The following is a 24445-nucleotide window of genomic DNA, read 5'->3' on the forward strand; positions in this document are numbered from 1 at the left end:
AATAAAAATATCATCCTCGGATAATATCTTTTTGACATAGTATTTTTTCTGCGAGTATAATCAGTATTGTTCAGATTATTCTAACGATTGGAGACTTTGTTTTTATGCACTTTACAAAAATGCACGGCTGCGGAAACGATTATATTTACGTGGATGGCAGTAAGGAAAAAATTGCAAAAGAGGATAAGCCTGATCTTGTAAAACTTCTGAGTGACAGACATTTTGGAGTTGGCGGTGACGGTGTTATTTTCATAAATAAATTTGAGGACGACCTGGCTGACTTCGAGATGGAGATGTACAATGCCGACGGCTCATACTCTGAGATGTGCGGCAACGGAATCCGCTGTGTGGCAAAGTATGTTTATGATAAGGGGCTTACCGATAAGAAAAAGCTGCGGATCATAAGCGGAGGAAGGGTGAGAATCCTTGAGCTGAAAACGGAAGACAATATAGTTACAAGTGTAAAGGTAAATATGGGAGCGCCTATTCTTGAGCCTGCTCAAGTACCTGTCAAGCTTCCTGATGAGAAGGTTATGGCGGGAAAACAGGTGGTGAACTATCCAATAAAGGTAATGGACAGAGAGTATTCCATAACCTGCGTATCCATGGGCAATCCACACGCTGTAGTTTTTCTGAACAGAGGCGTGGACATCGATTCACTTGATCTGGAGAAGATAGGACCGAGGTTTGAGCACCATGCATTTTTCCCAAAAGGAATAAATACGGAATTTGTGACAATAGACGATAGAGAAAATGTGCATATGCGTGTATGGGAGCGCGGTACGGGAGAGACTCTTGCATGCGGAACCGGATGCTGCGCAACTGTTGTGGCATGTGTGCTAAACGACCATACCTCAGACAATATCACGGTTCATGTAAGAGGTGGCCAGATAAAATGTAAATGGGACAGGGAAGAAAATGTGGTATACATGACTGGTCCTGCAACTACTGTTTTTGAAGGAGATGTGTAAAGCATCTCCTTTCCTTTATATCGAAAACGCTGCATAGAACAATTATTTAGCATTTTAATGCGTTAAAGTGCTTGCACATATTTTGCTTCTGTGATAATATCGTTCAAGGGCGCACAAATGTCCGCAGTAAAAAAACAAACACTGCAATTGTCTTTTTCAAAGAATATACTTTTTCAGAGAGAGTCCATTTAATCAGATTTTGACTGCTTTTTAACAAGGCAGCAATCAGCGCCTTCAATTATTTAAGAGGAACAGAATATGAAGGAAGAAACAGCGTACTACGTGCTGAAAAAGCAGGCAGTTCCTGATGTTTTGCTAAAAGTGCTCGAGGCTAAAAAACTTCTGGACACGGGAAAATGCAAAACGGTGAATGAGGCTTCGGAGCGCCTTGGCATCAGCCGTAGTTCTTTTTACAAATACAAAGATGATATATATGAATTCCACGACAGTCTGCAGGGAACTACTTTGACGTTGAATCTGCAGATGGATGATGAGCTCGGTGTTCTATCTGATGTTCTGAGGATAATATCAGGCTGCGGAGCCAATATCCTTACGGTGCATCAGGCTATACCATATAACGGTGTAGCGGCTCTGTCTGTTGGAATACAGGTACTGCCTACAACAAGCGATATGGCAGATATGATTGGCAAGCTTCAATCAGCATCCAGAGTACATAATGTACAGATTATCGGTAGAAATGCTGAGGTTTAAAATATTATGAAAAATTTATCTACAGGAGGAAATCAAACATGACTAAGATTGCAGTATTGGGGTACGGTACAGTAGGAAGCGGTGTCGCTGAGGTTCTGGATGTTAATGCAGAATGCGTAGAGGACAGTGCCGGTGATAAGATAGAAATCAAATACATATTGGATCTTCGTGATTTTCCCGGTGATAAACATGAAAATAAAGTGGTACATGATTTTGATGTGATTTTAAACGACCCCGAAGTAGAAGTGATCTGTGAGACCATGGGAGGCATCGAGCCCGCATTTTCTTTTTCAAAGAAGGCTCTTGAGAGTGGCAAAAGCGTGTGCACATCCAATAAAGAACTGGTAGCTGCTCACGGCCCTGAGCTTGTGGAGCTTGCAAAAAACAAAAGCGTAAGCTATCTCTTCGAGGCAAGCGTTGGAGGCGGAATTCCGATACTTCGCTCAATGAATGATTCAATCCGTCATGAGAGACTTGATTCTATCGCAGGAATCCTGAACGGAACAACAAACTATATTCTGACCAAGATGGATCAGGAGGGCGCAGATTTTGACAGCGTGCTTAAGGTAGCTCAGGAAAAGGGCTATGCCGAGAGAAATCCCGAGGCAGACATCGAGGGACATGATGCCTGCAGAAAGACAGCAATCCTTGCTTCTATCGTTAGTGGCCAGTTTGTGAAGCATGAGGATATCTACACAGAGGGAATCACCAAGATTACCGGAGAGGACTTCGAATATGCAAGAAAACTGAAAATGGCCATTAAGCTTCTCGGAAGCTGCAAGAGAGAGGATGGCAAGTTCTTTGCAATGGTTGCACCTTTCCTTATCCCCTATGATGATGCTCTTGCCAATGTAAACGGCGTGTTTAATGCAATCAATGTTCACGGTAACATGCTCGGCGATGTAATGTATTACGGCAAGGGTGCAGGAAAAAAGGCTACAGCTTCAGCAGTGGTTGCAGACGTAATAGATATTGTGCGTCACAAGGGTAAGCACATTGACTGGAATCTGAAGAATGTTCCTGCAGAGGTTGCTTCTATAAAGGATGATGTAAGAAACTTCTTTGTAAGATGCGATGCCTCCGGAGAAAACAGTGCGAGAGAACTGTTTGGAGAGCTTAAAGAAGTAAGCTGCAAGGAAGTAAGCGGTGAGTTCGCTTTTGTTTCGCCTGAGATGTCAGAGGGTGATTTTGCAGAGAAGTTCGAGAAACTTGAAGGAGCAAAGAGCTATTTAAGACTTCTGTAATCTGTTTTTACGGGAAATAATAACGGACAGGTATGAATTAGATTTAAATAAGCGTTATAGATGAGGAGTGAGTGAAAAAATGAGCAAGGTAGTAAAATTCGGAGGCACATCCTGTGCGGATGCTAAGCAGTTTCAGAAGGTAGCTGAGATCGTTAAAGCTGATAAAGAACGCAAATATGTAGTTGTTTCAGCGCCCGGAAAGAGATCAAATCTCGATACCAAGGTAACGGACATGCTTTATGGCTGCTATGAGCTTGCTGAAAAAGGCAAGGATTTTACAAAGGAGCTGGCTGCTATTGAAGAAAGATTCAATGAAATCATTAAGGGGCTAAAGCTCAAGATGTCTCTGAAGGAAGAGTTTGCTGAAATCGAAAAGAACTTCAAGGCAAAGGCAGGAAGTGATTACGCCGCTTCAAGAGGAGAGTTCCTGAATGGTAAGATCATGGCTCAGTATCTTGGATTTGAGTACATTGATCCTGCAGAGGTTGTCCTTTTCGACGAGGATGGAAGCTTTGATGCAGAGATAACAAACAGAAAAATGGCAAAGCGCCTTAAGAATGTAGAATATGCAGTTATATCAGGCTTCTACGGTGCATTTGAGGATGGAAGAATAAAGACCTTCTCAAGAGGTGGTTCCGATATTACAGGCTCTATCATAGCAAGAGCAATTCATGCAGATGTCTATGAGAACTGGACAGATGTTTCCGGGTTCCTTGTTGCAGATCCCAGAATCATTGACAGACCGGCTCAGATCGAGACAATCACATACACTGAGCTTCGAGAGCTTGCATATATGGGTGCTTCTGTTCTTCATGAGGATGCGATTTTCCCTGTAAGAAAAGAAGGTATTCCGATAAACATCAGAAATACAAACAGACCTCAGGATAACGGAACCTGGATTGTTGAATCAACAGCCAAAAAGTCTAAATATACTATCACCGGTATTGCCGGAAAGAAGGGCTTTTGCTGTGTGAACATAATTAAGGATATGATGAACTCAGAGGTTGGATTTGTAAGAAAAGTGCTCCAGGCCTTCGAGGATCAGAATATTTCAATTGAGCATGTTCCTTCGGGAATAGACACAATGACAGTTTTTGTGGCTCAGGATGAGTTTATAGATAAGGAGCAGGCTGTTGTTTCCGAGATACACAGACTTGCCAAGCCGGATCTTCTTGAGATTGAATCAGATCTTGCACTTATCGCAGTCGTTGGACGTGGAATGAAGAGACAGCGCGGAACTGCTGCAAGAATTTTCTCAGCTCTTGCACATATGAATGTAAACTGTCGAATGATCGATCAGGGTTCATCAGAGCTTAACATCATCATTGGTGTGGAAAACCGCGATTTTGAAAAAGCCATAAAGGCAATTTACGACATCTTTGTAATGACTCAGTTATAATTATCAAAGCGAAAGCTTTTGATATTTTTATAAATATGACTGATGAACTTATAAAAAAGGAGATCATCTTTAGATTTTGTTCAAGTCTAAAGATGGTCTCCTTTTTAGTTGAAATTTTAGTTTCCCGTTTTTCTGAGAAAAAACAATGATCTAAAAATATCAGTTTGCAAGATAGCGGATGAAATCAGCAGCTGTGTCAGCTCTTTCGGTTGCGGTAACGATTCCGATATAGGCTGGTTCTCCAGGATAGTACTCAAGCGCTGTAAGATGAGAATTGTTTTCAAGCTTTATTCCGATGGGCATGAGTTTTGCTTTTTCGGACTCTGAGGGATTCTCAATGATATCGGCTGTCCTTGGAACGGCAGCAGCTTCTGCATCAAGAGATGCCATATCGTCATCTCGCACGAGAGATTCGGGATCAACGTAAACAACCTTATCACCGAAGGCTGCCAGTTCATCAGCTGTGAAGTATCCGCTTAGATCCTGATACATTTCGTTTCCTACATAATTCTTGAAAATGGCTTCATCTGCCATGATGATATCCAGATCTCTTGCTGCGATCATAGCATATATGCGCTCTGAATTTGCGACAGTAAATTGATCGGGATTTTCCATGTTTATAGTTGAAGAAGCGTCAATTGATACAACATATTTGGATGTATCTATGCCTTCATATTGTGCGAATTCATTTGTCAAAGAGTCTGCTTCATTCATGCTGGCGGTATTTATAAAGGTGCATGACAGTGCAAAGGGCTTTTGTGAAACTATGTCCTTTATCATGGAAACTGCCGCGACGATAACGATTATGCCAACGATCACATGAATCTTGTAATAATCCCAAAAATAATCCCAGTGAGCCTTGAACCCCATTCCCTTAAGGGCCTGCCACTGGTTACGTTTTTCTTCATTGATATTCATTTTTGTTACTCCTAAAAACTTAGCAAATGCTTTTTTATTTTTATTCTCTGTCCTAAGAATGCAATTAATAGTTAACTACATTATTTGATTTTTTTCAAAAGATTTTTTTGTTTCGATTCTTGACGAGAGTTTACAGTTAATATATCATAACGTTTAAAAAACATGGAAGGAAATTTGCAAAAAATGATGAGTGACAGCGGTTACGTAGAAGTTTTAGTCGCCAGAAAGCCTCAGCCTCTTATGGCTTTTCTTAAGTATTTGCTGATTTTTCTGGCTGTAATTTCATTTATTTTGGGATTTTTAAGTGGCAGCATTATATTCATGATTCTTTTTGTTGCATTTGGAGTAGGTGTTTATTTTGCATCTCTCAATGCTTCAATCGAGTATGAATACCAGTACTGTGAACGTGAGATCACGGTTGATAAGATCCTCAATAAGAGTAAGAGAAAAAGAGTAGCTACTTTCGAAGCTGAGCGCATGGAGATGCTTGCGCCGTCTAAGTCCTATCATCTGGACGAATATCGTAATAAGGATAATTACAGATTGCTTGATTTTTCATCCGGAATAGAGCAACAGCCGGATGTTACTTATACTATGTACTATGATGGCAGAGAAAAAGTTGTTTTCGAGCCTACCAGAGAAATGGTTGAAGCTGTAAAAAATATTGCACCACGCAAAGTATTTATGGACTAAAAAGGAGATAAAAATGGGACAGATTATTGGCGAAGGAATTACTTTTGATGACGTACTTTTGGTTCCGGCATATTCACAGGTTGTGCCGAACATGATAGATGTAAGTACACATCTTACTAAGAAGCTTAAACTTAATATTCCTATGATGAGTGCCGGAATGGATACAGTAACAGAGCATCGCATGGCAATTGCCATGGCTCGTCAGGGTGGTATCGGTATTATTCATAAGAATATGTCAATCGAGGCTCAGGCCGATGAGGTTGATAAGGTTAAGAGATCTGAAAATGGCGTCATTACTGATCCTTTTTCACTTTCACCTGATCATACACTTGCAGATGCCGACGCTCTTATGGCTAAGTTCCGTATTTCAGGTGTGCCGATCACAGAGGGCAAAAAGCTCGTTGGTATTATTACAAATCGTGATCTTAAATTCGAGCAGAACTTTGATCAGAAGATCAGAGAAGTTATGACAAGTGAGAACCTTGTTACCGGAAGACCCGGAATCACTCTTGAAGAAGCTAAGCAGATTCTTGCAAAGTCCAAAAAGGAAAAGCTTCCTATCGTCGATGATGATTATAATCTTGTAGGTCTTATTACAATTAAAGATATCGAGAAAACCATTAAGTATCCCCTTTCAGCAAAGGATGACCAGGGCAGACTTCTCTGCGGAGCAGGTGTTGGTATCAGTGCAAATGTACTTGACCGTGTCAGCGCTCTTGTTGATGCAAAGGTTGACTGTGTTGTTCTTGATTCAGCACACGGTCACTCAGAGAATGTTCTTAAGTGCCTCAGAATGATCAAGGAGAAGTTCCCGGATCTTCAGGTTATTGCAGGTAATGTTGCTACAGCAGCTGCTACCAAGGCTCTTATTGAGTCCGGTGCAGATGCAGTTAAGGTAGGTATTGGTCCCGGATCTATCTGTACAACACGTGTGGTAGCAGGTATCGGTGTTCCTCAGGTTACAGCTATCATGGACTGCTACTCAGTTGCAAGAGACTACGGTATTCCGATTATTGCAGACGGTGGTATCAAGTATTCAGGTGATATTACAAAGGCTATTGCAGCAGGTGGAAGCATCGTAATGATGGGTTCAATGTTTGCAGGCTGTGATGAAGCTCCCGGTGAGTTCGAACTTTTCCAGGGCAGAAAATACAAGGTATACCGTGGAATGGGTTCAATCTCAGCTATGGAAAATGGTTCAAAGGATCGCTATTTCCAGGAGGGTGCAAAGAAGCTTGTTCCCGAGGGAGTTGAAGGTCGCGTAGCATATAAGGGAACAGTAGAAGATACAGTATTCCAGCTTATTGGCGGACTCAGAGCCGGCATGGGATATTGCGGCTGTGAGACAATAAAGGAACTTAATGAAAACGGTAAGTTCATAAAGATGACAAGCGCTGCACTTAAGGAGAGTCATCCTCATGATATCCATATCACAAAGGAAGCTCCTAACTATAGCGTTGACGAGTAATAAATATTGCTTTCGCCCCTGCAACAGAGCAGGGGCGATTTTTATTTCATAGAAAATTGCTTTCCTATGAAATAAAATCGCTCCGTTGCGGATGCGCAAAATACGTTTTTTATAAAATGGTAATTTTATACAGATTAATTAGTGGTATAATTATTTTAAGTATAGTCTTTTACTTTAAAATGGATGAATCTATCCGGAAACATAAGGAGATGGCAACTCTTGGAGGCGGCTGGCAATAAGAATCCCGCAAATTTTATAAGATTGAAGGATAAGGAACTTCGAAGATGGCAGGACAGTTATGCTGCCATGTCCGGAGTCTATTTGAGCTGCCTTGATTCAAACGGCGAGAAAATTACGGATTTTTCAGGCGACATTCATGAGGTTTCCACTATAAAAAAGGCAGTTGATGATATACATATCCGGAACATTTTTCAGAGAGTAACGGAAGGAGAGCTTGAGGATCAGGCAGTTGAGAGAACCAGGATTCCCAATCTGCGCGTTGCCGCTGTAGCTGTAAAGCTTGATGGCCGCACTATGCTGGTATGGATTGCCTGCGCCATTCTCGAGGATGCTGAGTATGAGCCGGATCTTTATACTGAAGACCCCATCACAGAGTTTACCAATATTACGACTGAGAAGAAATTCTACAATTCCCTTGATTTTCTTAGGGTGACTTCCCTTGCACTTGTGCGGGCGTTAAAGTCGGAAAATCTGGCAGCAGCTTCAACTGCTGAGAATTTTAAGAAGTCCGAGGACTTCAAGGTATCCTTCCACAGGGCGGAGATCATGACTGAGATAGTATCTCTCCTGGACAGCGATGATGAGATAGAAGATATCATGACTCAGATTCTTGTTAAGGTCTGCGAGTATCTTGATATCAGTAATGCCTTCATATGCCGCATGCATTCTGAGGATAACCTCATGGACATCGTGGTGGAGTGGACTGAAGAGGGTGTTTACAAGGTTTTTGAAGAAGATAAGGACCTGGACCGCTGCTGGTTTATCGGAAGATCGCATATGATAGCAGTTTCTCCAAGTACTGCCATGAATTCAGGTGAGAAGGAACAACTCGAAGACCTTGGAATTAAAGGCGTTGTCTCTGTTCCGATTTCTATATCAGATCAGACACCTTTTTATGCCTGCTTTGCAGAGACAAGAGAGGACAAGCGCAATAAGGACTGGATTGTTGATGATATCAAATTTATCAACGACTCGATTAAAATTCTTCAGAACATAATTACGAAGCGACTTCAGAAGAATTCGATTGCCAGCTCTTTTCAATCACTGGAATCGGTTCTTGATAATGTGGGAAGCTCGATCTATGTGAGGTGCATGAAAACCGATGAACTGCTTTTTGCAAACAGAAGTCTTAAAAAGCACTTTGCAAAGGAACTTCAGAGGAATAAGCTAAAGGAACTTTTTGAGGCCAATATACCGCCTCGTTCACATAGTGGAAACTACGAGATTTACTATGAGGAAAAGGACCGCTGGTTTGACCTGTACTATACCCGCATAAAATGGGTGGATGGAAGAATAGTATCGCTGTGCGCAATTTATGAGATCACAGAGAAAAAGATTTACCAGAAGCGCATAGAGCAGCAGGCATATACGGACTTTCTCACAGGGCTCTACAACAGACTGTGCTGCGAGAGAGATCTGGTAAGCTATATAGACAAGGCAAAGAAGAATAATTCCAAAGGTATGCTCATGTACCTGGATCTTGATGATTTCAAGAAAATCAACGATGGTCTTGGACATCAGTACGGAGATGTTCTTTTACAGGATATATCCACGGCTATTAAGAGTATTGACGGAGTACAGAATTCCTGCTACAGAATGGGTGGCGATGAATTTGTCATAATCGTTCCGCCTGAGAATTATCATAAGCTTGACAGCATTTTAGAAGAGATAAAGAGAGCATTTGCCACGCCCTGGTATCTCAAGGATGGCGACTATTACTGCACCATGAGTATGGGAACCGTAGAGTTTCCCACTGCGGGTGATACTGTCGAGGAGCTTATACGCAAGTCGGATATTGCGATGTATGAAGCCAAGAAATCCGGAAAAAACAGGATTTCACAGTATTCTGAGAATATAGATGCATCGACTATCAGACGTCTTGATATGGAAAAGGCTATGTACAAGGCAGTTGAGGACTCCTGCAAAGAGTTCACGGTTAACTATCAGCCCATGCTTGATACCAGAGGCAAGAAACCAAAGCTCATAGCGGCAGAAGCGTTTGTCAGATGGAACAGTAAAATACTGGGCAATGTGAGCCCGTCGGAGTTTATCTCCCTTGCTGAGTACCTTGGATTGATCAATCCTATTGGAGAGCATGTATTCAGGGAGGCTGCAAAGTGCTGCGGAAAGTGGAGTAAGAAACTTAAGCGGGACCTGAATGTTCATGTAAACATGTCTGTGGTTCAGTTGATGCAGCCTGATATTGCGGAGAAACTAAAGTCTGCGGTAGAGGATGCCGGAATTAAGCCAAGACAAATGATACTGGATGTGACTGAAGCCCTGACCATGAACAATACTGAGCGTACGAAGGGTGCGATGAAGAAGATAAGTGAGCTTGGAATAAGACTCTCACTTGATGATTTTGGTACCGGTTACAGTTCCATCAGCGGTCTTAGAGCACTTCCCTTTGCACTTGTCAAAGTGGATAGGAGTATTTCCTCGGAGCTTGGTAAGGAAGAGTATGCAAGGTCTCTTATTTTGTCACTTATGGATCTGTCTGGAGCAATAGGTGCGAGCATATGTGTTGAAGGCGTGGAAAACGAAGCACAGGTTCAGATTCTTAAGGGTCTAAAAGTTCCGCTTGTACAGGGCAATTATTATGATGGACCTATGACAGACGGAGAGTTTGAGAAAAAATATATTTGATGATACAATAAAATATGACTCTTATGGGAGTAACTATGTTTTCGGGCAATAGTCCGGAGCGTAAGAAACACATGAAGTCATAATAAATTCTCGGATGAGGGGAATATAAGAAGAAAGTTGGATTATTAGAAGCATGGCAGAAGAATCAAGAAATTTTATCGAGCAGGAAATAGATAAGGACTTAAAGGAAGGGGTATACGACCATGTTGTTACCAGATTTCCTCCTGAGCCCAACGGCTTTTTACATATTGGACACGCAAAGAGTATCCTTTTAAATTATGGACTTGCCAAGGAATACAACGGTAAGTTCAATATGAGATTTGACGACACAAACCCTACCAAGGAAAAGTCGGAATTCATGGACGCTATCATCGAGGACGTGAAGTGGCTTGGGGCAGATTATGAGGACAGACTGTTTCATGCATCAGACTATTTTGACAAGATGTATGAGAATGCGGTTAAGCTTATAAAAAAAGGCAAGGCCTATGTTTCTGAGCTCACAGCTGAAGAAATGCGTGAGTACAGAGGCACACTTACAGAACCCGGAAAAAATGACCCTAACAGGGACAGAAGTGTAGAGGATAATCTCAGACTTTTTGAAGAGATGAAGAGTGGCAAAGTGGCAGACGGCGCCATGACACTCAGAGCCAAGATCGATATGGCATCACCCAATATCAATATGCGTGACCCGATCATTTACAGAGTGGCTCATATGACACATGCCCGCACTGGCGATAAGTGGTGCATCTATCCTATGTACGATTTTGCTCATCCCATTGAGGATGCTGAAGAGGGCATCACACATTCTATCTGTACACTGGAATTTGAGGACCACAGACCTTTATATGACTGGGTGAAAATTGAGTGCGGATATGAGAACCCTCCGCGCCAGATTGAGTTTGCAAAGCTTTATCTGCAGAATGTCGTAACAGGAAAAAGATATATCAAGAAGCTTGTTGAGGATAATATAGTTGACGGTTGGGACGATCCCAGACTTGTATCTATAGCAGCTCTCAGACGCCGCGGCTTTACTCCTGAATCCATTCAGAAGTTTGTTGAACTCTGTGGTGTAAGCAAGGCTAACTCAACAGCTGATTATGCTATGCTTGAGTATTGCATCCGCGAGGATTTGAAGCCCAAGGCAAAGAGAATGATGGCGATTCTTGATCCGGTTAAGCTCATCATTGATAATTATCCTGAGGGACAGACAGAGATGCTTTCGATTGAGAATAACAAGGAAGCGCCGGAGCTTGGCAGCAGAGAGATTCCTTTTGGAAAAGAGCTTTGGATCGAGAAAGAGGATTTTATGGAGGAGCCTCCGAAGAAGTACTTCAGACTCTTCCCCGGAAATGAAGTTCGCCTTATGAATGCTTACTTTGTTACATGCACAAGCTGTGTTAAGGATGAAAATGGTGTGGTTACTGAAATCCACTGCACATATGATCCTGCCACAAAGGGCGGAGACAGCCCGGATGGCAGAAAGGTGAAGGGTACAATTCACTGGGTATCTGCTGATAAATGCGGAGAAGCAGAGGTTCGACTGTATGAAAACATCATTGATGAGGAAAAGGGTGTTTATAATGAAGATGGTTCACTGAATCTCAATCCTAATTCCATCACAGTGATCAAAAATGCTAAGCTGGAGCCTGAGCTCATGGAAGCTAAGGCCTATGATAAATTCCAGTTTGTGAGAAACGGATTTTTCTGTGTTGACAGCAAGGATTCCAAAGATGGAGCACCTGTTTTCAACAGAATAGTTTCTCTCAAGAGTTCTTTTGTTCTGCCAAAGGCTTGAGGACATAAGTGCTTGCCATTACCATGTAACTATTGTCAGAAATCTTATTTAAGCCTTTGGTCCCGGATTGAGATAAGCCGGAGCTAAAGGCAGCACGAAGTGCCATATGAGGGGTATTTATTATGGGATTTTTGGATGGACTAAAGAAATTTGGACTTGGCGCATTAGAAGATGAAGAACTGTATGAGGATCCAAAAAAGAAGGCTGTAGAGAAGGCAGAGGCCGCAAAAAAGGAAGCGGTAGTTATCAATGAAGAGACACTTCTTTTTGATAAGAAGTATACCTGCCCTATTTGTGAAGAGGAGTTCAATGTAAAAACATTGAGATCCGGAAAAGTGAGGATGCAGAAGCAGGATATTGACCTTCGCCCTGTTTACGCTGAGATGGATCCCAGTAAATATGAGGTTGTAACCTGTCCGGAATGTGGCTATTCTGTTTTGGCAAAGTTCTTTGCTCCTCTTACGAAATTCCAGATTGATGAGGTAAAGAGCAAGATAAGCGCCAATTACAAGAAACAGCCATTTGGTGATAAGAGCTACTCCTACGAAGAAGCCCGTGTTCGTTATGAGCTTGCAATTGCGACGGCAATGGTTAAAAAATCCAAAAATTCAGAGAAAGCTTATCTGTGTCTTAAGATGGCATGGTTGATACGAGGTGAGACAGAGCATCTTGATCCGTCTGCACCCGGATATGCCGAAAAGAAAAAGGCAAACGAAGCAGAGGAGAAGGATCTTCTTAAAAAAGCCCTGGACGGCTTTGTTTTGGCAAGGCAATCGGAGTCTTCTATAGCCGGAATGGATGAGACTACAACAGATTACCTCATGGCAGCTATTGCACTTGAGGTGGACGATTATGATCTTGCAGCAAGAATGATCTCCAATATTCTCAGTTCAAGAACTGCTAATTCACGAATAAAAGATAAAGCCAGTGACCTTAAGGAAATGGTTATGGAAAAGAAAAAGAAAGCCGCTACGTAATGTAGCGGCTTTCTTTATATATTCGATTTACAGTGCTCCGTCCATCTTCTTGAGATCGCTGATGTCATCATCTTCGTCATCATCGAAGAATTCTTCAGTTTTATCGGGAGCTGGAGCTTCTTCTTCAGAAGTAGCTGCCTCAGATTCTTCTTCATCGGAAGAATTGGAAAGACTCACATAGCGGCGCTTGAAAGGACTGCTTGCTTCATCATCCTCAAACTCATCGAAATCATCATAGCTGTCAAAGTCATCGAAATCATCGGATAATTCTGAATCTCTCTGAGTCAAATAATAATAAACACCTGCAGCGGCAGCACCGACAGCGGCTGCAAACAAAAGTATTTTACCGAAATGCTTGGACATAACGTCTCCCTTCATAATGAAAATTTAAGAGAATTTTATTCTGCAAGATTTATTTTAACTCAATTTTTTTTATAAGAAAAGCATTTGAGTTCAAATCGTTGAAAAAAGGTACATAAAATGCTATATTGAAATGGACTAGTCCGGTCAATTTAGGAGAAATGTTTTTTCATGAACGAAAAATTTTTTGACCTTAAGAAAGAAAAGCAGGATCGTATCATTAATGCAGCACTTAGAGCTTTTGCTCTCGGTGGTTATATGCATGCAAGTACGGACGATATTGTGAAGATGGCCGGTATCAGTAAGGGACTAATATTTCATTATTTTGAAACTAAGCTTGGGCTGTATCAGTTTGTTTATGATTACAGCATTCGTGTTATCAATTTGGAGATTACAACAGGCGTATCTAGGGACATCACCGATTTTTTCACAATAAGAGAAGAAATAGAGAGGGTGTATTCAGTTTGTATGCAGCAATACCCGTACATTAAGCTGTTTTTGTACAATGCTGCAGTGGAGGACACACCTGAAGCCGCATCCGCAATTCTCGATACCAGGGAAAAATATGATGAGTCAATCAGAACGATTCTTGACAGGGGTGACATTACCAGATTTAAGCCTGAAGCCAATTACCAAAAAGTGGACAACATGATAGCGATGATAAATAAGGAAATACTTGAGAGAATGTTTCAGGAGGGCGTTTTCCAGCCGGAAGACTACTATGAAGAAGTTTTGGGTTACATGGAAATGCTTCGTGCGATCTCGTACGAGTAGTGTGAAGTCTTGTTTGTTTTTATAAGAATATGACTTAACCGAAATCTTTTTGAGTTTCTTATAAGGAGGCACACATGGGAAAATTCGTCGTAGCAGGTATCACACAGGTTGAGACAATTGTAAGAGTCAACAAGGTTCCGATAGAGTATGCGCCACTTACTACAGAGGTGAACTCCATCTACACCGGACTTGGCGGGGATGCTTATAATGAGTCTCTTGCTCTCAGATGGCTTGGGGATGAGGTTGAATTCATGTCAATCATCGGAAGGGATAAGGATGTTGAAGACCTGAATCCTCCGGGATCAAATATTCAATTGTCGACCAAGTATGTTGTTCAACATATGGAGGAAACTCCTAACTGCGTAATTCTCTATGATAAGGAACGCAGGAGACAGATATTTGAAGATATCAAGGATCTGCGCGATCAAGTCTATGATATGTCCATGTTTGCACCGTTAGCCGGTTGGGCCGATATGGTAGTTTTGGCTAATGCGAATTTCTGCAGACCTTTTGCTATAGCTGCTGCTGAGCACGGCAGGAGGGTTGCAGTGAATATTCGTAATTTCTGCAGGGAAAAAGAAAAATATAACAGAGATTTCCTTGATGCTGCATCTATCCTTTATTTCTCAGATGATCAGCTTGAGGAGGATCCCTATGATTTCATAAGAGGAATCAGTAAAACCTACGGTACAGATATTATCATCATGGGACGTGGTTCCAAGGGCGTTATTCTTTTTGACAGAAAGGGTGAGTTCATTGCTGACTATAAGACGGTTAAGACTAACGAGATAGTCAATACCGTTGGAGCCGGTAATGCTTTATTCTCATGCTTTTTGCATTATTATCAGGAGACAGAGGATTCTGTCAACTCCATCAAGAATGCGCTCCTGTTCTCATCCTACAAGATTGGATATATGGGAACATCCAATGGTTTCATGACGACAGAGCAGATGGAGCAGTGGCGTAATCTCATCTGGGGAATCAGAGATAACGGCCTGTAAATGTTCCGGAGGCATTTTAATAAAAAAGAGGAAATAGTGACATGGCGAAAAAAGTAAAAAGTAAAAGAGCATGCGGCGTTTTGATGCCGATATTCAGTCTTCCTTCAAAGTATGGAATTGGTGCTTTTTCGAAGGAAGCATATGAGTTTGTGGATTTTTTGGCAAAGACAGGACAGAGCTACTGGCAGATTCTTCCGCTGGGGCCTACAAGCTACGGTGATTCACCTTACCAGTCTTTTTCTACGTTTGCAGGGAATCCGTATTTTATTGATCTTGAGAAGCTTGTTGAGATGAACTTCCTTACAGAGGAAGAATTGGAGAAGGTAAACTTTGGTTCCAATGATACTGTTATAGATTATGCAAGACTTTTCAAGACACGATATGTTGTGCTGTATAATGCGTTTGTTAAAAGCGGACTTTCAGTTGACAGCACTGCTGAAGCAGATCCGAAATTCAAGAAGGAATTTGATAAGTTTGTGAAGGACAACACGGACTGGCTCCCTGATTATGCTCTTTATATGTCACTTAAGAAGCGTTATGACGGGCTTAGCTGGGTTGAGTGGTCTGAGGATTTAAAACTCAGGAAAAAAGAGGCTCTTGAGGAAGCTAAGGCTAAACATGCAGACAGAATTAAATTTCACGAGTTCATTCAGTTCCTTTTCATGAAGCAGTGGTTCGATTTAAAAGCATATGCTAACAGCAAGGGAATTGATATTATAGGTGACATTCCGATTTATGTTGCGTTTGATTCAGCTGACACATGGGCTAATCCGAAGCTTTTCCAGCTTGATAAAAAGAACATGCCCATAGCAGTTGCAGGATGCCCGCCGGATGCATTTGCAAGAACAGGTCAGCTTTGGGGCAACCCTCTTTATAAGTGGGATTATCATGAATCAACAGGTTTCAAGTGGTGGCTTAACCGAATAAAGGGTTGCTATAAGCTTTATGATGTTATACGTATTGATCATTTCAGGGGATTTGATGAATATTATTCAATTCCTTATGGTGATCCCACAGCTGAAAACGGTAAATGGGTCAAGGGACCCGGGTACAAGCTTTTTGAGGTAATGAAGAAGGAGCTTGGCGATATCAGAGTTATTGCAGAGGATCTGGGATTCCTTACACCTTCTGTACTTAAACTTGTTAAGAAAACCGGATTCCCCGGTATGAAGATATTACAGTTTGCTTTTGATGCCAGAGAAGAGAGTGACTATCTACCACATAACTATACTCAGAACAGCATAGTTTACACGGGAACTCATGATAATGACACTACTCTAAGCTGGTACAATACGATTCCGAGAGAGGATAAGCGCTTTGCCAAGAAATACCTGAATATCAAGACCAACAAGGATGTGGTATGGGAGTTTATTCGTGCGACCTTTTCATCAGTTTCCAACACCGCAATAATTCCTATGCAGGATTATCTGGGACTTGGAAAAGAAGGCAGAATCAACACACCTTCAACACTTGGCAATAACTGGACATGGCGTATGAAGGACGATGCTCTTACCGATGAGCTTGCTGAGCGTATGCTGGATATGGCTCGTACATACGGAAGAAGTGCAAATGTCTAAAATTACCATTGTTGATGTTGCAAAAAAATGTGGCGTCGGTGTAAGTACGGTATCCAGGGTGATAAACGGTCATCCTGATGTGAGTGCTAAGACCAGAGAAAAAATAATGGCTGTCATTAGGGAAACAGGTTTTGTTCCCAATGATAGTGCGCGTAACCTTAAACGCACCGATGCTAAATGCATCGGTGTACTTATAAAGGGCGTTACTAATCCCTTTTTTTCTCCTGTGATCGATATCATAGAGCAGGAGATAGACAAGCATAAGTATGCACTTGTACTTCGGCATGTAGAGGATGACCAGGAAGAGGCTGACGTAGCTTTGGAACTTGAGATGGAGAAGAGACTCAGAGGGATAATATTCCTTGGAGGCGGCTCCGAGCAATCAAGGATAAAGCTTACTGAACTTAAAATTCCTGCTGTTTTTTCCACAATAGGAGCTTCATCTCTTGAGGAAGATGGAAGAAACGCGTTTTCTACTGTCTCGGTTGATGACAGACTCGAAGCAAGACACATGACACAGTACCTTATGAATCTGGGGCACAGAAATATCGCTATAATCACTGAGGCTATGGGTAGAAGATCTGTGGGGCATCTCAGGCTTGAGGGCTATATGGATGCGTATCTTGAACGAGGGATGACATTGGATGAAGATCTGATATTTTATGTGGATCAGTACATGGAGCACTTTTCAGTTGAAAACGGCTATAGGACTATGCAGAGAATGTTGTCCGCAGGCAAGGAATTTTCGGCGGTTTTCTGCGTTACGGATATGCTTGCGGTAGGCGCTATACGTGCAATAGCGGATGCAGGCCTTAAGGTTCCTGAGGACATCAGTGTCTGCGGATTTGACGGGATGGAAATTGGAAGATACATAAATCCAAGACTTACAACCATAAGACAGCCACTTGATCAGATATCCAGAGAAACTGTAAAGCTTTTATTTGACATAATAGAGTCCAGAAGCAGTCATAGGCACATTACATTTCCTGCTGAGCTCTGTGTCGGTGAATCTACTTCAAGATATGCAAAGTAACAGTGAGGATGAGCTATGCGTATTTTTTCAAGGGTGATCAGCTTAGGCTTAACTGCAGCATTTTTGTTTTCCTGTGTGGGATGCTCTGTTTTTGAAAATGAGGAGACAGTCACATCGGAAAGTGGAGTATATGATGAAAATACGATAACCTGCATGGTCTGGGACAGAGGCAATTTTCCGGAAGGGTACACAGCGGATGATAATACTCTTGCGAACTGGATCAGAGCAAAGGTGAAGGATGACTATGGAATCGACCTTCATTTTGTCAGTGTGGATAGAGCAACCTCTGATACTACAATCAAGAAAATGGTGGATGAGGGCACCGCACCTGATATAATTTTCACATATTCACCTTCCGTTTTCGGCTACATGACAAGGCAGGGTAAAGTTGCTGATCTTACTCGGTCTCTGGAAAAGTATGGAGACAACATAAAAGAATATGTCGGCGATATCCAGTACATAGGTGCATATAATGATCTCCAGATTGCCGTTATGAAAAAGAGAGGCTTCAAGGTACCAAGACATATGGCGTATATACGCAAGGACTGGTGCGACAGACTTGGCATGCCTGTTCCTACGAATAAGAAGGAACTTCTGGATTATTTATATGCGGTTAAGGAGAGAAACCCCGGCGGAGTGGATAATGTAATCCCGTGGGCTATGGGTGGTGACACCAGCTCTGAGAGGTTCTATCAGCAATTTGTGGATTCGTATGTAACAAAGCTTTCTGACAGGGACGCATATATCTACAGCGAGAGGTATATGGTTGTTGCAGATGGAGCAGAAGAAGGACTTAGAGTTTTGAACAAACTCTATAATGATGGGATTATATCACTTGATTTTGCTGCGGATAAGAGCAATGAGGTATACACAAGGGATATTATTGATGGCAGAGCAGGATTTTTCCTGGATGATGCCACGGCTCCTTTTTCTTATATATCAGAGATGAAGGAGAAGGATCCAAATGTTGAGATTGACCCGATTTTGTGTTGTGAGCTTGAAGATGGCAAATATCGCAACATAGCAGAGCCTGATTTTGGCTTGTTTGTGATGGTTCCAGCCACCAGCAAGGAGAAAACCGATGCGGTAATTAAGTATCTCAACTGGCTTGCAGATCCTAAAAATGCCGAGATGGTAAACTTTACGCCTGAACATAAAACCACTTCTGACGGGGCGGCGATGTCCATGTCGAGAGAGGATCTCTATGCATTGGGATATCCAGGTAACCCTGATGATTACTGTCTTGTGAACGAGCATTTTGAGTTCATGGATAAGAAAGAAGCTCAGGTGTCGACATGGTCGGAAAACTGTAAGTGGGAAGACAAGGAATGGTTTGAACATTTCTATGATATATGTGTAACAGATCAGTTTGTTTTTCCAAGATCAAGTACAGTGCTGGACTCTGAAGTAAAATATCAGGTTGAGTTAGATACTGCTCTTGTTGAGTATGCATATAATCTGATATGTTGTCCTGAACAGGATTTTGACAAAAATCAGAAGGTAGAGTACGAAAAGCTTCAGGAGCTTGGACTTGATGAGGTCCTGGAGGAACGCGCCGCTATGTTTGACAGTGGTGCAATAAAGATAGACTGATGTTCTGACATGCTTAAATTACAGATATATAAGGTATGAGAAAAGGGAGGATATACGATGGCAAATATAGCAATTTTTCTGGCAGATGGTTTTGAGGAGATTGAAGGTCTTACAGTTGTGGATATCTGCAGGAGAGCAGGACTGAATATAGATATGGTTTCTGTTATGGAAAACCTTCAGGTGACAGGATCGCATGGAATAGAGGTTAAGGCAGACAAACTTCTTAAGGACGTCAGATTTGACGAGATGGATATGCTGGTTCTTCCGGGAGGAATGCCCGGTACAACCAATCTGGAGAAAACAGAGAAGCTTATGGAAGAAGTTCGTGCCTTTGATGCAGCAGGAAAGTACATAAGCGCAATTTGTGCAGCTCCGGGAGTTTTTGGAAGAGCAGGACTTCTTCAGGGCAAAAAGGCGTGTGTCTTCCCAGGGCTTGAAGGCGAGCTAAAGGGAGCGGATGTTCAGATGACAGAGACCACTGTGGACGGACATATTTTAACAAGCCGCGGAATGGGAACGGCAATCCCCTTTGGACTTGCTATTGTAGAGCGCTTCTGCGGTAAAGAAGCAGCTGATGAACTTGGAAAGAAAATAGTGTTCAGGGTATAGGTCATTTTTTGATTTTTACCCACCACATAATATAAGAATTTGAAAATTAGGACAATCTGAGAGATGGGAATAGAAATAGAAAGAAAATATACAGTGAAGCACTTGCCGGATGATCTGGAAAAATACCCTGTTCATATTATTGAGCAGGGTTATCTTAATGTGATACCTGCGATAAGAGTAAGACGGCAGGATGATAAGTACTATATGACATATAAGAGAAAGAAGGATTTTGGAATTGCAGAGGGATTTGCCAAGGCGCCCACGGAAGAGGGAGCAGTTAGTGGCAAAAGCCTGCAGGACAAAGGACAGGAAGAAATAGGACAGGTGGAATACAACATGCTCCTTGATAAGGAGTCCTATGAACATCTTGTTGCCAAGGCAGATGGAAATGTAATAAGGAAAAAGAGGTATCTTATACCACTCAATGATGATGCGTTTTCGGAGGATTATTGTTCGAACAATCCGGAAATCCGTGACGCCATGACTTCTAAAGATATTAAAATAGAATTGGATGTATTTGATACTCCTTTCGATGGGAGGATTCTGGCGGAGGTCGAGTTTCCAAGTGAAGAAGCGGCAGCAGCTTATAAGCCTGCTGACTGGTTCTTGGAGGATGTCACCGGTGATGTCAGATATAGTAACGCGCACATGAGTGCTGAAAAACTCTAAATTAATGTGGAAAATAATTTTGACCTGTGCTATAATCTGTAGGCGACTGTGCCAAGGAAGTATAGTACAGGTCGTTTTAACATAGATAAAACAGCACAGTTTATGTGTAATAATTTAATGTCTTAGTTAGATATGTAGTAATAGGAGGATTAATAATTCAATGAGCGTATCAGTAGAAAAGCTCGAGAAGAGCATGGCTAAGCTTACAATCGAAGTAGCAGCTGAGTCTTTTGACAAGGCAATCGACAAGGTTTACAACAAGCAGAAGAATAAGATCCAGATTCCCGGATTCCGTAAGGGTAAGGCACCTCGTCACATGATCGAGCGTATGTATGGTAAGGAAGTATTCTTTGAGGATGCAGCTAACGAAGTTATCAATGAAGAATATCCTAAGGCTGTTGATGAGTGCGGTGAGGACGTTGTTTCCAATCCTGATATCGAGGTTTCACAGATTGAAGCCGGCAAGCCTTTCATCTTTACAGCAACTGTAGCTCTTAAGCCTGAGGTTAAGCTCGGCAAATATAAGGGCGTTGAGGTTGAGAAGATGGATCTTGACGTAACAGACGAAGAAGTTAACGCTGAGATCGATCAGGAGCGCAACAGAAATGCAAGAACTATCGAAGTAACAGACCGCAAGGTTGAGGATGGCGACATCGTTACTCTTGATTTCGAAGGTTTTGTTGATGGCATAGCATTTGAAGGTGGTAAGGGTACAGATTATCCTCTTACAATCGGTTCAGGCTCATTCATTCCCGGGTTCGAGGAGCAGCTTGTAGGCTTCGAGATTGGAAAAGAGGGTGAAGTTAACGTTACTTTCCCTAAGGATTATCATTCAGAGGATCTTGCAGGTAAGGACGCAACCTTCAAGTGCACAGTTAAGGCTATAAAGACAAGAGAACTTCCTGAACTTAACGATGAGTTCGCAAGCGATGTTTCAGAGTTTGAGACAGTAGCTGAGTACAAGGAAGACGTTAAGAAGAAGCTTGCTGAGCGCAAAGAGGCTGAGGCTAAGGCACAGCGCGAGGACGCAGCAGTTAAGGCTGTTATCGAGGATTCCGAGATGGAGCTTCCTGAGAAGATGGTAGAGACTCAGCAGCGCCAGATCGTTAATGATTTTGCACAGAGACTTCAGTACCAGGGCATGAACATGCAGCAGTACATGCAGTATACAGGTAACACTGTTGAGCAGCTCCTTGAGCAGGTTAAGCCTCAGGCTATCGAGCGTATTCAGTCAAGACTTGTTCTTGAAGCAGTTGCTGCAGCAGAGAAGTTCGAGATCGCTGAAAATGAGATCCAGGAAGAGCTTGAGAAGATGGCTAAGCAGTACAACATGGAAGCTGACAAGGTTAAGGAGCTTATGGGCGACCGTGAGATCAAGAGCCTTAAGGATGACCTTCTTGTTCAGAAGGCAGCTAAGTTCCTTGTAGAGAACGCTAAGGAAGTTGGTGCAAAGAAGACAACAAGAAAGGCAGCAGCTAAGAAGTCTGATGATGCAGCTGAGGAGAAGCCGAAGCGTACACGTAAGACAGCAGCTAAGAAGTCTGACGATGCAGCAGCTGAGGAGAAGCCGAAGCGCACACGTAAGACAGCAGCTAAGAAGGAAGAAGAGTAATTTCCGTATTGTAAATATGACCTCTCAGAGTCGGATGATTCTGGGAGGTTTTTTATATCATAGGAATTGCTTTTGGATTTATTATGAATAAAAGAATTCCGCTATGGAAGTAACACTCTTTGTTCTATGGTTGCGTAAAATCTATCAAATGAGTTATAATAAATTGGTATATTTGTAAAAATAATAGAGAGAGGAAGCGATTTAAATGAGTTTAATACCTTATGTCATAGAGCAAACGAGTCGCGGTGAGCGCTCATACGATATTTATTCAAGACTCTTAAAAGAGCGTATAGTTTTTCTTGGAGAAGAAGTTAATTCTGTATCCGCAAGTGTTGTAGTTGCACAGCTTCTGTTCCTTGAAGCTGAGGATCCCAGTAAGGATATTCATATGTATATCAACAGCCCCGGTGGAGAGATTACTTCCGGTATGGCTATTTATGATACTATGCATTACATCAAGTGTGATGTTAGTACAATTTGTATTGGTATGGCAGCAAGTATGGGTGCATTCCTTCTTGCCGGCGGTGCTAAGGGTAAGCGTATGGCTCTGCCCAATGCTGAGATCATGATTCATCAGCCCCTTGGCGGAACTCAGGGTCAGGCTACAGAGATAGAGATTGCGGCTAAGCATATCATTCGTACAAAAGAGAAATTGAATACACTTTTATCTGAGAATACAGGAAAGCCTTATGAGCAGATTGCAGCTGATACTGAGCGCGATAATTGGATGACAGCTCAGGAGGCTCTTCAGTATGGTCTTATCGATTCTGTTATTGAGTCAAGACCTAAGGATGAGGAAAAGGATAAGTAATATAAATTTTTTTAGAAGGAAAGCAAATTATGGCAGGAAAAAACAACGGTGAAATTCGTTGCTCATTTTGTAACAAGACACAGAATCAGGTAAAAAAGCTGATTGCAGGTCCCGCAGGTGTTTATATCTGTGATGAATGTGTAGATATATGTGCAGATATCATCGAGGAAGAGTTCGAGGATGAGCCTGTTTCACACGATGACAGGGATATTAATTTATTAAAACCTGTTGAAATCAAGAATTTTCTTGATGATTATGTAATCGGACAGGATGAAGCTAAAAAGGTTCTTTCAGTAGCAGTATATAATCACTACAAGCGTGTCATGGCTCCCAAGGCACATAATGCTGATGATGAAGTTGAACTTCAGAAGAGCAATATTATCATGGTTGGTCCCACTGGTTCAGGTAAGACCTACCTTGCACAGACACTTGCTAAGATTATCAACGTTCCCTTTGCTATTGCTGATGCCACAACTCTTACAGAGGCGGGCTACGTAGGTGAGGACGTTGAGAACATTCTCTTAAAGCTCATTCAGGCAGCTGATTATGATGTTGAGAGAGCACAGTATGGTATTGTTTATATCGATGAGATCGATAAGATAACCAAGAAGAGTGAGAACGTATCCATAACCCGTGACGTATCGGGTGAGGGTGTTCAGCAGGCACTCCTTAAGATAATCGAGGGTACAACAGCCAGCGTTCCTCCGCAGGGTGGACGTAAGCATCCTCATCAGGAACTTATCCAGATTGACACATCCAATATTCTTTTTATATGCGGTGGTGCTTTCGATGGCCTTGAGAAGATTGTGGAGGCCAGACTTGACCGCAATTCCATCGGCTTTAATGCTGAGATTGCAGACAAGAGTGAGCGTGAGATCGGTGAGGTCTTAAAAGAGGTTACACCTCAGGATCTTACCAAGTTCGGACTTATTCCGGAATTTGTGGGACGTGTACCGATCTGTGTAACACTTGAAGGACTTAACAAAGAGGCTCTTGTTCGTATCCTTACTGAACCTAGGAATGCTCTTGTTAAGCAGTATCAGAAGCTTTTTGACTTCGATGATGTAAAGCTTTCATTTGAGGATGATGCTATTGATAAGATAGCAGCCCTTGCTCATGAGAGAAAGACAGGAGCCAGAGGACTTAGATCTATCATGGAAAAGGCTATGATGGATGTTATGTATGAGATTCCTTCAGATGATAACATTTCTGAATGTGTTGTAACTGAAGAAGCGGTAAATGGTTCTTCAAGCCCGCTTATAGTATATAAGGATGAGGCAAAGAGACTTAAGCCTGCTAAGTAACAGTAAGCTTCGGGCAGAGATGCATTTGCATCTCTGCCTG

Annotated in this window: 21 protein-coding genes; 19 read left to right on the forward strand and 2 right to left on the reverse strand. The window is 42.1% G+C overall.

From position 1 onward, the window contains the following. Window positions 1-104: 104 nt before the first annotated feature. From dapF to ACHCNF_RS13945, 4 genes are all read left to right on the forward strand, one after another. Window positions 105-971, forward strand: coding sequence for a diaminopimelate epimerase (gene dapF, locus ACHCNF_RS13930; RefSeq protein WP_408070349.1), 867 nt, complete (start codon window positions 105-107; stop codon window positions 969-971). Between the two features lie 258 nt (window positions 972-1229). Then, window positions 1230-1682, forward strand: a complete 453-nt coding sequence (locus ACHCNF_RS13935; RefSeq protein WP_408070350.1) for an ACT domain-containing protein — start codon at window positions 1230-1232, stop codon at window positions 1680-1682. Window positions 1683-1720: 38 nt separating this feature from the next. Then, window positions 1721-2926, forward strand: coding sequence for a homoserine dehydrogenase (locus ACHCNF_RS13940; RefSeq protein ID WP_408070351.1), 1206 nt, complete (start codon window positions 1721-1723; stop codon window positions 2924-2926). 79 nt (window positions 2927-3005) lie between these two features. Then, complete coding sequence (locus ACHCNF_RS13945) at window positions 3006-4325, forward strand: aspartate kinase (protein ID WP_408070352.1); 1320 nt, start codon at window positions 3006-3008, stop codon at window positions 4323-4325. A gap of 159 nt (window positions 4326-4484) precedes the next feature. On the opposite strand, the gene ACHCNF_RS13950 is transcribed toward ACHCNF_RS13945, so the two are convergent. Then, window positions 4485-5243 carry a hypothetical protein gene (locus tag ACHCNF_RS13950; RefSeq protein ID WP_408070353.1) on the reverse strand — a complete coding sequence of 253 codons (759 nt, stop codon included), beginning with the start codon at window positions 5241-5243 and terminating at the stop codon, window positions 4485-4487. Window positions 5244-5426: 183 nt separating this feature from the next. Here ACHCNF_RS13950 and ACHCNF_RS13955 point away from each other — a divergent pair, with 183 nt between their 5' ends. The 5 genes from ACHCNF_RS13955 (at window position 5427) to ACHCNF_RS13975 (ending at window position 13062) form a co-directional block, all read left to right on the forward strand. Further along, window positions 5427-5936 (forward strand): DUF6106 family protein, encoded by a 510-nt coding sequence (locus ACHCNF_RS13955; RefSeq protein ID WP_408070354.1) that lies wholly within the window; start codon window positions 5427-5429, stop codon window positions 5934-5936. Window positions 5937-5949: 13 nt separating this feature from the next. Beyond that, window positions 5950-7404, forward strand: coding sequence for an IMP dehydrogenase (gene guaB / locus ACHCNF_RS13960; protein ID WP_408070355.1), 1455 nt, complete (start codon window positions 5950-5952; stop codon window positions 7402-7404). 219 nt (window positions 7405-7623) lie between these two features. Then, on the forward strand, window positions 7624-10290 hold the full coding sequence (locus ACHCNF_RS13965; RefSeq protein ID WP_408070356.1) for a bifunctional diguanylate cyclase/phosphodiesterase: 2667 nt from the start codon (window positions 7624-7626) through the stop codon (window positions 10288-10290). A 133-nt stretch (window positions 10291-10423) separates the two neighbouring features. Continuing rightward, window positions 10424-12085, forward strand: a complete 1662-nt coding sequence (locus ACHCNF_RS13970; RefSeq protein WP_408070357.1) for a glutamine--tRNA ligase/YqeY domain fusion protein — start codon at window positions 10424-10426, stop codon at window positions 12083-12085. A gap of 122 nt (window positions 12086-12207) precedes the next feature. Beyond that, window positions 12208-13062: a DUF2225 domain-containing protein gene (locus ACHCNF_RS13975; protein WP_408070358.1), complete on the forward strand. Its 855-nt coding sequence runs from the start codon at window positions 12208-12210 to the stop codon at window positions 13060-13062. 27 nt (window positions 13063-13089) lie between these two features. On the opposite strand, the gene ACHCNF_RS13980 is transcribed toward ACHCNF_RS13975, so the two are convergent. Next, window positions 13090-13425 (reverse strand): hypothetical protein, encoded by a 336-nt coding sequence (locus tag ACHCNF_RS13980; RefSeq protein WP_408070359.1) that lies wholly within the window; start codon window positions 13423-13425, stop codon window positions 13090-13092. 168 nt (window positions 13426-13593) lie between these two features. Here ACHCNF_RS13980 and ACHCNF_RS13985 point away from each other — a divergent pair, with 168 nt between their 5' ends. The 10 genes from ACHCNF_RS13985 to clpX all read left to right on the forward strand — a co-directional run bounded on the left by ACHCNF_RS13985 (window position 13594) and on the right by clpX (window position 24405). Further along, window positions 13594-14196, forward strand: coding sequence for a TetR/AcrR family transcriptional regulator (locus ACHCNF_RS13985; protein ID WP_408070360.1), 603 nt, complete (start codon window positions 13594-13596; stop codon window positions 14194-14196). A 74-nt stretch (window positions 14197-14270) separates the two neighbouring features. Next, the gene (locus tag ACHCNF_RS13990) at window positions 14271-15197 is read left to right on the forward strand and encodes a carbohydrate kinase family protein (RefSeq protein WP_408070361.1); all 927 of its coding nucleotides are present in this window, start codon (window positions 14271-14273) and stop codon (window positions 15195-15197) included. Between the two features lie 41 nt (window positions 15198-15238). Then, entirely contained in the window at window positions 15239-16774 is a 1536-nt protein-coding gene (gene malQ, locus ACHCNF_RS13995; protein ID WP_408070362.1) for a 4-alpha-glucanotransferase, read from the forward strand. After that, entirely contained in the window at window positions 16767-17807 is a 1041-nt protein-coding gene (locus ACHCNF_RS14000) for a LacI family DNA-binding transcriptional regulator (RefSeq protein ID WP_408070363.1), read from the forward strand. Before malQ ends, ACHCNF_RS14000 begins: the two co-directional genes overlap by 8 nt. A gap of 15 nt (window positions 17808-17822) precedes the next feature. Further along, the gene (locus ACHCNF_RS14005) at window positions 17823-19400 is read left to right on the forward strand and encodes an extracellular solute-binding protein (RefSeq protein WP_408070364.1); all 1578 of its coding nucleotides are present in this window, start codon (window positions 17823-17825) and stop codon (window positions 19398-19400) included. A gap of 57 nt (window positions 19401-19457) precedes the next feature. Beyond that, the gene (locus ACHCNF_RS14010) at window positions 19458-20009 is read left to right on the forward strand and encodes a DJ-1 family glyoxalase III (protein WP_408070365.1); all 552 of its coding nucleotides are present in this window, start codon (window positions 19458-19460) and stop codon (window positions 20007-20009) included. A 63-nt stretch (window positions 20010-20072) separates the two neighbouring features. Next, window positions 20073-20678 (forward strand): CYTH domain-containing protein, encoded by a 606-nt coding sequence (locus ACHCNF_RS14015; protein ID WP_408070366.1) that lies wholly within the window; start codon window positions 20073-20075, stop codon window positions 20676-20678. Window positions 20679-20838: 160 nt separating this feature from the next. After that, complete coding sequence (gene tig, locus ACHCNF_RS14020) at window positions 20839-22290, forward strand: trigger factor (protein ID WP_408070367.1); 1452 nt, start codon at window positions 20839-20841, stop codon at window positions 22288-22290. Between the two features lie 205 nt (window positions 22291-22495). Continuing rightward, on the forward strand, window positions 22496-23101 hold the full coding sequence (gene clpP, locus ACHCNF_RS14025; protein ID WP_408070368.1) for an ATP-dependent Clp endopeptidase proteolytic subunit ClpP: 606 nt from the start codon (window positions 22496-22498) through the stop codon (window positions 23099-23101). Between the two features lie 29 nt (window positions 23102-23130). Then, window positions 23131-24405 carry an ATP-dependent Clp protease ATP-binding subunit ClpX gene (clpX, locus tag ACHCNF_RS14030; protein WP_408070369.1) on the forward strand — a complete coding sequence of 425 codons (1275 nt, stop codon included), beginning with the start codon at window positions 23131-23133 and terminating at the stop codon, window positions 24403-24405. Window positions 24406-24445: the final 40 nt, after the last annotated feature.

The organism is Butyrivibrio sp. NATIVEDY162 (assembly GCF_045999815.1).
GTDB lineage: Bacteria > Bacillota > Clostridia > Lachnospirales > Lachnospiraceae > Butyrivibrio.

Bases quoted from the DNA above. Each gene is read 5' to 3' on its own strand.
- dapF (WP_408070349.1), top strand. From the start codon at position 105: ATGCACTTTACAAAAATGCACGGCTGCGGAAACGATTATATTTACGTG.
- ACHCNF_RS13935 (WP_408070350.1), top strand. From the start codon at position 1,230: ATGAAGGAAGAAACAGCGTACTACGTGCTGAAAAAGCAGGCAGTTCCT.
- ACHCNF_RS13940 (WP_408070351.1), top strand. From the start codon at position 1,721: ATGACTAAGATTGCAGTATTGGGGTACGGTACAGTAGGAAGCGGTGTC.
- ACHCNF_RS13945 (WP_408070352.1), top strand. From the start codon at position 3,006: ATGAGCAAGGTAGTAAAATTCGGAGGCACATCCTGTGCGGATGCTAAG.
- ACHCNF_RS13950 (WP_408070353.1), bottom strand. From the start codon at position 5,243: ATGAATATCAATGAAGAAAAACGTAACCAGTGGCAGGCCCTTAAGGGA.
- ACHCNF_RS13955 (WP_408070354.1), top strand. From the start codon at position 5,427: ATGATGAGTGACAGCGGTTACGTAGAAGTTTTAGTCGCCAGAAAGCCT.
- guaB (WP_408070355.1), top strand. From the start codon at position 5,950: ATGGGACAGATTATTGGCGAAGGAATTACTTTTGATGACGTACTTTTG.
- ACHCNF_RS13970 (WP_408070357.1), top strand. From the start codon at position 10,424: ATGGCAGAAGAATCAAGAAATTTTATCGAGCAGGAAATAGATAAGGAC.
- ACHCNF_RS13975 (WP_408070358.1), top strand. From the start codon at position 12,208: ATGGGATTTTTGGATGGACTAAAGAAATTTGGACTTGGCGCATTAGAA.
- ACHCNF_RS13980 (WP_408070359.1), bottom strand. From the start codon at position 13,425: ATGTCCAAGCATTTCGGTAAAATACTTTTGTTTGCAGCCGCTGTCGGT.
- ACHCNF_RS13985 (WP_408070360.1), top strand. From the start codon at position 13,594: ATGAACGAAAAATTTTTTGACCTTAAGAAAGAAAAGCAGGATCGTATC.
- ACHCNF_RS13990 (WP_408070361.1), top strand. From the start codon at position 14,271: ATGGGAAAATTCGTCGTAGCAGGTATCACACAGGTTGAGACAATTGTA.
- malQ (WP_408070362.1), top strand. From the start codon at position 15,239: ATGGCGAAAAAAGTAAAAAGTAAAAGAGCATGCGGCGTTTTGATGCCG.
- ACHCNF_RS14000 (WP_408070363.1), top strand. From the start codon at position 16,767: ATGTCTAAAATTACCATTGTTGATGTTGCAAAAAAATGTGGCGTCGGT.
- ACHCNF_RS14005 (WP_408070364.1), top strand. From the start codon at position 17,823: ATGCGTATTTTTTCAAGGGTGATCAGCTTAGGCTTAACTGCAGCATTT.
- ACHCNF_RS14010 (WP_408070365.1), top strand. From the start codon at position 19,458: ATGGCAAATATAGCAATTTTTCTGGCAGATGGTTTTGAGGAGATTGAA.
- ACHCNF_RS14015 (WP_408070366.1), top strand. From the start codon at position 20,073: ATGGGAATAGAAATAGAAAGAAAATATACAGTGAAGCACTTGCCGGAT.
- tig (WP_408070367.1), top strand. From the start codon at position 20,839: ATGAGCGTATCAGTAGAAAAGCTCGAGAAGAGCATGGCTAAGCTTACA.
- clpP (WP_408070368.1), top strand. From the start codon at position 22,496: ATGAGTTTAATACCTTATGTCATAGAGCAAACGAGTCGCGGTGAGCGC.
- clpX (WP_408070369.1), top strand. From the start codon at position 23,131: ATGGCAGGAAAAAACAACGGTGAAATTCGTTGCTCATTTTGTAACAAG.